The sequence below is a fragment of the Mumia sp. genome (assembly GCF_028803055.1).
Lineage (GTDB): Bacteria > Actinomycetota > Actinomycetes > Propionibacteriales > Nocardioidaceae > Mumia.
The window spans coordinates 1-7874 of record NZ_JARBCJ010000160.1 but is presented as its reverse complement, the minus strand read 5'-3'; the positions used below and the strand labels follow the sequence as shown (position 1 = coordinate 7874).

Genomic DNA, 7874 nt, shown 5'->3' with positions numbered 1-7874 from the left:
CGTCCCCCAGCGCGGTGACAAGCGCGCCCTGATGGAGACCGTCGAGCGCAACGCCAGACAGGCGCTCATCCTCCACAAGACCAAGCGGGCGAGCGACCTGACGACCCGTACGCGCGCCCTCGAGGAGCTGCAGGTCGCCCTCGCGCTGCCAGAGGCACCGCTGCGGATCGAGTGCTACGACATCTCCAACCTCCAAGGCACCGAGGTCGTCGCGTCGATGGTCGTGTTCGAGGACGGCCTGCCTCGCAAGAGCGAATACCGGCGCTTCGTCATCCGCGGCGTGGAGGGGCAGAACGACGTGGCGTCGATGCACGAGACGATCACCCGGCGGTTCCGGCGATACCTCGACGAGCGTGCTGCCCTCGCCGCACCGGAGCTCGGGGGCGACGACGAGGCCGAGGGGCCGGCGCTGGTCGACCCCGACACCGGCAAGCCGCGCAAGTTCGCCTACGCGCCCGGACTCGTCGTCGTCGACGGCGGCCCTCCGCAGGTCGCAGCGGCCTACGACGCGATGCGGCAGCTGGGGGTCGACGACATCCCGCTGTGCGGACTGGCCAAGCGGCTCGAGGAGGTGTGGCTCCCCGAGCAGGACGACCCCGTCATCCTGCCTCGCACCAGCGAGGGCCTCTATCTCCTCCAGCGCGTTCGCGACGAGGCGCACCGGTTCGCCATCACCCACCACCGCGGGCGGCGGTCCCGCACCATGGTGGAGAGTGCTCTCGACGACGTGCCAGGACTCGGCGAGGTCCGCCGCAAGGCTCTGCTTCGTCGGTTCGGCTCACTCAAGAAGCTGCGCGCTGCCACGGTCGAGGAGGTCGCGGCGGTGCCCGGCTTCGGGCCGCGTACGGCGACCGCTGTCGTCGAAGCACTCGCCGGGGACCGGACCACGCCGACGGCCCCCGCGATCAACATGACCACCGGCGAGATCATCGAGGAGGGGTCGTGAGCGTCGAGGCAACTAGTACGTCCGGGGTGGAGGAGCTTGTCCTCGTGACGGGCATGACCGGGGCCGGCCGGAGCACGGTGGCCAAGGTGCTGGAGGACCTCGGCTACTTCGTGGTCGACAACCTGCCGCCCCAGCTGCTCGGCGACGCCGTCGCCCTGTTCGGTCAGAGCCACGCCGCGACCCGTCTCGGCGTGGTCGTCGACGCCCGGTCGCGGCAGTTCTTCTCCGCTCTCGAGGGAGCGCTCGAGAGCGTCCGCAAGGAAGGGCTGCGCTCGACCGTGATCTTCGTGGAGGCCGCGGACGAGGTGCTGGTCCGTCGTCAGGAGGCTGCGCGGCGTCCGCACCCGCTCCGGACCGAGGGGCGGCTCCTGGACGGCTTCCGCGTCGAGCGCGAGCTGCTGCGCGACCTGCGCTCCAAGGCCGACCTCGTGGTGGACACGTCGCGTCTCAACGTCCACCAGCTGTCTGCCCGTGTCTCCGCGGCCTTCGAAGACCCCGACCTGCACCCGCTGCGGGCGACCGTCGTCTCGTTCGGCTTCAAGTACGGCATCCCCGTCGACGCCGACATGGTCGCCGACATGCGCTTCCTCCCCAACCCTTACTGGGTCGACTCCCTGCGGCCGATGAGTGGGCTCGATCCCGAGGTCAGCGAGTACGTCCTCGGACAGCCCGACGCCCTCCCGTTCCTCGACCAGTACGAGGCTCTCCTCGCCACCCTCACCAACGGCTTCGTCCGCGAGAACAAGCGGTTCCTCTCGATCGCGATCGGGTGCACGGGTGGGCGCCACCGCAGCGTCGCGATGTCGGAGGCGCTCGGCGAGCGGTTGCGCGCGCACGACGTCCGTACCCTCGTCGTCCACCGTGACCTGGGGCGCGAGTGAGCGCGCCGCATCGCGGGGGTCTGGGCGTCTCGCCCCTGACGCAGCGCAAAGTGGTCGCGATGGGCGGCGGGCACGGGCTCGCCGCCAGCCTGTCGGCGCTGCGCTACCTCCCGGGCGAGATCACGGCGGTCGTCACGGTCGCCGACAACGGTGGCAGCTCGGGCCGGTTGCGCACCGAGCTGGGCGTCCTGCCGCCCGGTGACCTCCGCAAGGCGCTGGCGGCGCTGTGCGGTGAGGACGAGTGGGGTCAGACGTGGGCCCAGGTCCTCCAGTACCGCTTCGACTCCGGCGGAGAGCTCAGCGGCCACGCGCTGGGCAACCTCCTCATCGTGAGCCTGTGGGACCTGCTCGGCGACCACGTCGCCGGGCTCGACTGGATCGGACGGCTCCTCGGGTCGCGCGGCCGCGTCCTGCCGATGAGCTCGATCCCTCTGGACATCGAGGCGACCGTCCGGCAGGGCGACGGCGGGCTCACGGTCGTCCGAGGGCAGGCGGAGGTCGCGACGGCGCCCGGTGACGTGGTGAGCGTCCGGCTGGAGCCGGTGGACCCACCGGCGTCGCCGCCGGCACCTGTCGCCGTCCGTGAGGCCGACTGGGTCGTCGTCGGTCCCGGATCGTGGTTCACGAGCGTGATCCCCAACCTGCTGGTGCCCGAGCTGTCTCGCGCCCTCCACGAGACGTCCGCACAGCGGATGCTCGTCCTCAACCTCGAGGCGCAACCGGGGGAGACCGAGGGCTTCTCGCCCGAGCGCCACCTCGAGGTGATCGCCGAGCACGCGCCTCGTCTGGGAGTCGACGTCGTGCTCGCCGACCGCGACGCGGTGGCGGACGAGCCCAGCCTCCGTGCCGCGGCCGACGACCTCGGTGCGGAGCTGGTCCTCGACCGGCTGGCGCGTGACGACGGGTCGGCGCGCCACGACCCGCTGCGTCTCGCGGCGGCGTACGACCGCATCATGCGGGTCACCTAGTGACAGTTCTCAGCAGCACGTCGCGCGGGGCGTGGACCATCGGCCGGGAGGCTCCGCGACGAGCGCCCGAACCCCCCTCCAGGTGGGCACGAACGCCCAGCGGCGCGCGTACAGTGGCGCAGGAGGATCCACGTCTGGGCCGGCGAGGACAATCAAGAGGAGTACGCGCATGGCGATGACCACGCAGGTGAAGTCTGAGCTGTCGAGCACAACGGTCACCAAGGCGTGCTGCCGCAAGGCCGAGGTGTCCTCGCTGCTGCGGTTCGGTGGCGGGTTGCACCTGGTCGCGGGCGCGATCGTGGTCGAGGCCGAGATCGATACCGGCGCTGCCGCGCGGCGGCTGCGCAACGACATCGCCGACGTCTACGGGCACGCCAGCGAGGTGCAGGTGCTCCAGGGTGCTGGCATCCGCAAGGGCACCCGGTGGGTCGTCCGCGTCGCGCGCGACGGTGCCGCCCTGGCACGTCAGACCGGACTGCTCGATGCCGCCAACCGCCCGGTCCGCGGCCTGCCTCCGCAGGTGGTCTCGGGCGCGACCTGTGACGCGGTCGCTGCCTGGCGTGGCGCGTTCCTCGCTCGTGGGTCCTTGACGGAGCCTGGCCGGTCCTCGGCGCTCGAGGTGACGTGCCCAGGCCCCGAGGCTGCTCTCGCGCTGGTGGGTGCGGCCCGCCGGCTGGGCATCCAGGGCAAGGCACGCGAGGTCCGGGGAGTCGATCGTGTCGTCATCCGCGACGGCGAGGCCATCGGCGCCTTGCTGACCCGGCTGGGTGCCCACGAGTCCCTGCTCGCCTGGGAGGAGCGCCGGATGCGCCGCGAGGTGCGGGCGACGGCCAACCGCCTCGCCAACTTCGACGACGCCAACCTGCGCCGCTCGGCGCGCGCCGCGGTCGCCGCCGGCGCACGCGTGGAGCGGGCGCTGGAGATCCTCGGGGACGACGTGCCCGACCACCTCGGCACCGCCGGCCAGTTGCGCGTCGAGCACAAGCAGGCGAGCCTGGAGGAGCTGGGCCAGCTTCACGACCCGGCACTGACGAAGGACGCGATCGCGGGCCGGATCCGGCGGTTGCTGGCTATGGCAGACAAGCGGGCGGCGGACCTCGGCATTCCCGACACCGAGGCCTGTCTGACCGACGACATGCTGGCCGACGGCGCCTGATCCACGGCCCCGAAGCCGTGTGCGCGGGCGTCCGGACCCCGCGATAGGGTCGTGGTGATCGTCAGATCCAGTGCCTGATGAGTGATCCTCGAAGGAGAAGCGTCGTGACCGTGCGCGTAGGTATCAACGGATTCGGCCGGATCGGCCGCAACTTCTACCGGGCCGCCTTGGCCTCGGGGGCTGACTTCGAGGTCGTCGCCGTCAACGACCTGACCGACAACAAGAGCCTCGCAACCCTCCTCAAGTACGACTCGATCCTCGGTCGGCTCCCGGAGGACGTCTCGTACGACGAGAGCTCCATCACCGTCGGCGGCCGCACCATCAAGGCGTTCGAGGAGCGCGACCCGTCGGCGCTGCCGTGGGGCGACCTCGGTGTCGACATCGTGATCGAGTCGACCGGCTTCTTCACCGACGCCACCAAGGCCAAGGCCCACATCGACGCCGGCGCCAAGAAGGTCCTGATCTCGGCACCCGCCAAGAACGAGGACCTGACGGTCGTGATGGGCGTCAACGAGAACCTGTACGACCCCGCGTCGCACCACATCATCTCCAACGCCTCGTGCACGACCAACTGCCTCGCGCCGATGGCCAAGGCGCTCAACGACGGCCTGGGCATCGTGCGTGGCCTCATGACGACGATCCACGCCTACACGCAGGACCAGAACCTCCAGGACGGCCCACACAAGGACCTCCGTCGTGCTCGTGCGGCAGCCATCAACATCGTCCCGACCTCCACGGGTGCCGCGAAGGCCGTCAGCCTCGTGCTCCCCGAGCTCAAGGGCAAGCTCGACGGCTACGCGCTCCGCGTCCCCGTCCCGACCGGGTCGGCGACCGATCTGACGTTCACCGCGCCCCGCGAGACCTCGGTCGAGGAGGTCAACGCCGTCGTCAAGGCGGCCGCCGAGGGTCCGCTGAAGGGCTACCTCGTCTACACCGAGGACCCGATCGTGTCGACCGACATCGTCACCGATCCGGCCTCGTGCATCTTCGACTCGGGCCTGACCAAGGTGATCGGCGACCAGGTCAAGGTTGTCGGCTGGTACGACAACGAGTGGGGCTACTCCAACCGCCTCGTCGACCTCACCTCGTACGTCGGTCAGTCGCTCTGAGCGTCTCGCCGACCAGAACCGATCCGAGCAACGTCTCCCCGGGGAGCACAGTGAAGACCATCGACGACCTTGGCGACCTGCGCGGCAAGCGCGTGCTGGTCCGCAGCGATCTCAACGTGCCGCTCGACGGCACCACGATCACCGACGACGGGCGTGTCCGCGCGAGCGTGCCGACGATCCGGCGTCTCGCCGACGCCGGTGCGAAGGTCGTCGTCATGGCGCACCTCGGCCGTCCCAAGGGCAAGGCCGACCCGGCCTACTCCTTGGAGCCGGTCGCGCTGCGGCTCGCCGAGCTCCTCGGCCAGGACGTGACGTTCGCCGGCGACACCGTCGGCGCCTCGGCGCACGAGGTGGTCGCCGGTCTCGGTGACGGTCAGGTGGCGGTCCTCGAGAACGTCCGCTTCAACCCCGGCGAGACCAGCAAGGACGACGCCGAGCGGGGTGCGTTCGCCGACGAGCTCGCCCAGCTCGGCGACGCGTTCGTCTCCGACGGCTTCGGCGTGGTGCACCGCAAGCAGGCCAGCGTCTACGACATCGCGCAGCGGCTCCCGTCGGCGGCGGGCGGCCTCGTGCTCGCCGAGGTCGACGTGCTCAGCCGGCTCACCGAGGACCCCGCGCGCCCCTACGCGGTCGTCCTGGGAGGGTCCAAGGTCTCGGACAAGCTCGGCGTGATCGACAACCTGATCGACAAGGCCGACGCGCTCCTCATCGGCGGCGGGATGGTCTTCACCTTCCTGGCGGCCAAGGGCTACGGCGTGGGTGCCTCGCTGCTCGAGGCCGACCAGATCGACACGGTCAAGGACTACCTCGCCCGCGCCGCAGAGAAGGGGGTCGAGATCGTGCTCCCGACGGACATCGTGGTGGCGCCCGAGTTCTCGGCCGACGCGCCTCCGACGACGGTCGCCGCCGACGCGATGCCGTCCGACCAGATGGGGCTCGACATCGGGCCTGAGTCGAGCGAGGCGTTCGCGCGGCAGATCCGCGGATCTCGCACCGTCTTCTGGAACGGTCCGATGGGCGTGTTCGAGTTCCCCGCGTTCGCTGCGGGCACCCAGGCGATCGCCGGAGCCCTCACCGAGGTCGACGGGCTCTCCGTCGTCGGTGGTGGCGACTCGGCCGCCGCCGTGCGGCGCCTGGGCTTCCGCGACGAGCAGTTCGGTCACATCTCGACCGGTGGCGGCGCGTCCCTCGAGTTCCTCGAGGGCCGCGACCTCCCCGGCCTGCAGGTCCTGGAGGGCTGACGACGATGGCGCACAAGCGCACCCCGCTGATCGCGGGGAACTGGAAGATGAACCTCAACCACCAGGAGGCTGTCGTCCTGGTGCAGAAGCTCGCCTGGGTGCTCCAGGACAAGAAGCACGACTACGACAAGGCGGAGGTGGCCGTCGTCCCGCCGTTCACCGATCTGCGGAGCGTTCAGACGATCGTCGACGGCGACCGCATGAAGATCCGCTACGGCGCGCAGGACGTGTCGGTTCACGACGCCGGCGCCTACACGGGTGAGATCTCGGCCGGGATGCTGGCCAAGCTCGGCTGCTCCTACGTCGTCGTCGGACACTCCGAGCGGCGCCAGCACCACGGCGAGGACGACGCCACGGTCGCCGCGAAGGCGCTCAAGACCCTCGACGCCGGCATGACGCCCATCGTCTGCGTGGGTGAGGGTCTCGACGTCCGCAAGGAGGGCACCCACGTCGCCCACAGCACCTCGCAGGTCGAGGGCTCCCTCGCCGGACTGTCGCCCGACCAGGTCGCCGAGTCCGTCATCGCCTACGAGCCGGTCTGGGCCATCGGCACCGGCGAGGTGGCGACCCCCGAGGACGCCCAGGAGGTCTGCGCCGCGATCCGCGAGCAGGTAGCCAAGACGTGGTCTTCGCAGGCTGCCGAGCGGGTGCGTATCCTGTACGGAGGATCGGTGAAGGCCGCGAACGCGCCTGCGATCATGGCGCAGTCCGACGTGGACGGCGCTCTGGTCGGGGGAGCCAGCCTCCAAGCGGAGGAGTTCGCCGGCATCTGCCGGTTCTACGACCTCCCCGACCTGTCGGGCGTGGCCTGATCCACGACCGACCGTACGCCGCGACCAAAGGACGATCCTCGTGATCCTCACCTTCTCGATCCTGCTCATCCTGTCGAGCGTGCTGCTCATCGTCCTCGTGCTCATGCACAAGGGACGTGGCGGCGGCCTCTCCGACATGTTCGGTGGCGGAGTCTCGAGCAGCCTCGGCGGTTCGTCGGTGGCCGAGCGCAACCTCGACCGCATCACGGTCGGCACCGCGGTGATCTGGGGCATCTGCTGCGTGGCACTCGGTCTGCTCTTCACCTACAGCTGATCGCGCCACTTTTCTGATCGCGGCATCTCGACCCGGGGTGCTGAGCCGTTTACACTTCTGATCGACCCGGCGTGCGCCGGTGGCGATGACTGCGACGAGGGGCGAGGAGTCCACAGGTGTCAGGCGGTGCCATTCGAGGTAGTCGGGTCGGTTCAGGCCCGATGGGGGAGGCCGAGCGCGGGGACACCGCGCCACGCCGGGCGATCTCCTACTTCTGTTCCAACACCCATACGACGGTTCTGAGCTTTGCGATGGAGGCCGCGGTTCCCGATTCGTGGGACTGCCCGCGATGCGGCCTCCCGGCCAGCCAGGACCACGAGAACCCTCCGACGGCTCCCAAGATCGAGCCGTACAAGACGCACCTCGCCTACGTGAAGGAGCGTCGGAGCGACGACGAGGCAGAGCAGATCCTGACCGAGGCTGTGGAGACTCTGCGCGCCCGTCGTGCGCGCGGCGAGGTCATCTACTGAGCGTGGCTTGAGGGGGC

At 70.2% G+C, this 7874-nt stretch carries 9 protein-coding genes; all 9 read left to right on the top strand.

Annotated features, from left to right (window positions below; all coding sequences use genetic code 11):
* A partial coding sequence (gene uvrC, locus PV363_RS13970; protein WP_301022615.1) for an excinuclease ABC subunit UvrC occupies positions 1 to 946 on the top strand: 946 nt, incomplete at its 5' end.
* Positions 943 to 1827 (top strand): RNase adapter RapZ, encoded by an 885-nt coding sequence (rapZ, locus tag PV363_RS13965; RefSeq protein ID WP_301022614.1) that lies wholly within the window; start codon positions 943 to 945, stop codon positions 1825 to 1827. The genes uvrC and rapZ, both read left to right, overlap by 4 nt.
* A 59-nt stretch (positions 1828 to 1886) precedes the next feature.
* Positions 1887 to 2795, top strand: coding sequence for a uridine diphosphate-N-acetylglucosamine-binding protein YvcK (gene yvcK / locus PV363_RS13960; protein WP_220342487.1), 909 nt, complete (start codon positions 1887 to 1889; stop codon positions 2793 to 2795).
* Positions 2796 to 2964: 169 nt separating this feature from the next.
* Complete coding sequence (whiA, locus tag PV363_RS13955) at positions 2965 to 3951, top strand: DNA-binding protein WhiA (protein WP_220345024.1); 987 nt, start codon at positions 2965 to 2967, stop codon at positions 3949 to 3951.
* A gap of 104 nt (positions 3952 to 4055) precedes the next feature.
* Complete coding sequence (gene gap / locus PV363_RS13950) at positions 4056 to 5060, top strand: type I glyceraldehyde-3-phosphate dehydrogenase (RefSeq protein WP_220341562.1); 1005 nt, start codon at positions 4056 to 4058, stop codon at positions 5058 to 5060.
* A 50-nt stretch (positions 5061 to 5110) separates the two neighbouring features.
* A complete protein-coding gene (locus PV363_RS13945; protein WP_220341563.1) occupies positions 5111 to 6301 on the top strand; it encodes a phosphoglycerate kinase in 1191 nt (396 codons plus the stop codon).
* A 5-nt stretch (positions 6302 to 6306) separates the two neighbouring features.
* The gene (tpiA, locus tag PV363_RS13940) at positions 6307 to 7113 is read left to right on the top strand and encodes a triose-phosphate isomerase (RefSeq protein ID WP_220341564.1); all 807 of its coding nucleotides are present in this window, start codon (positions 6307 to 6309) and stop codon (positions 7111 to 7113) included.
* 40 nt (positions 7114 to 7153) lie between these two features.
* Positions 7154 to 7387: a preprotein translocase subunit SecG gene (gene secG / locus PV363_RS13935; protein ID WP_220341565.1), complete on the top strand. Its 234-nt coding sequence runs from the start codon at positions 7154 to 7156 to the stop codon at positions 7385 to 7387.
* 116 nt (positions 7388 to 7503) lie between these two features.
* Positions 7504 to 7857 carry an RNA polymerase-binding protein RbpA gene (locus tag PV363_RS13930; RefSeq protein WP_220341566.1) on the top strand — a complete coding sequence of 118 codons (354 nt, stop codon included), beginning with the start codon at positions 7504 to 7506 and terminating at the stop codon, positions 7855 to 7857.
* Positions 7858 to 7874 lie beyond the last annotated feature (17 nt).

Excerpts from the sequence above, each read along its gene's own strand:
- yvcK (WP_220342487.1), top strand. The coding sequence starts at position 1,887 with ATGGGCGGCGGGCACGGGCTCGCCGCCAGCCTGTCGGCGCTGCGCTAC.
- tpiA (WP_220341564.1), top strand. The coding sequence starts at position 6,307 with ATGGCGCACAAGCGCACCCCGCTGATCGCGGGGAACTGGAAGATGAAC.
- whiA (WP_220345024.1), top strand. The coding sequence starts at position 2,965 with ATGGCGATGACCACGCAGGTGAAGTCTGAGCTGTCGAGCACAACGGTC.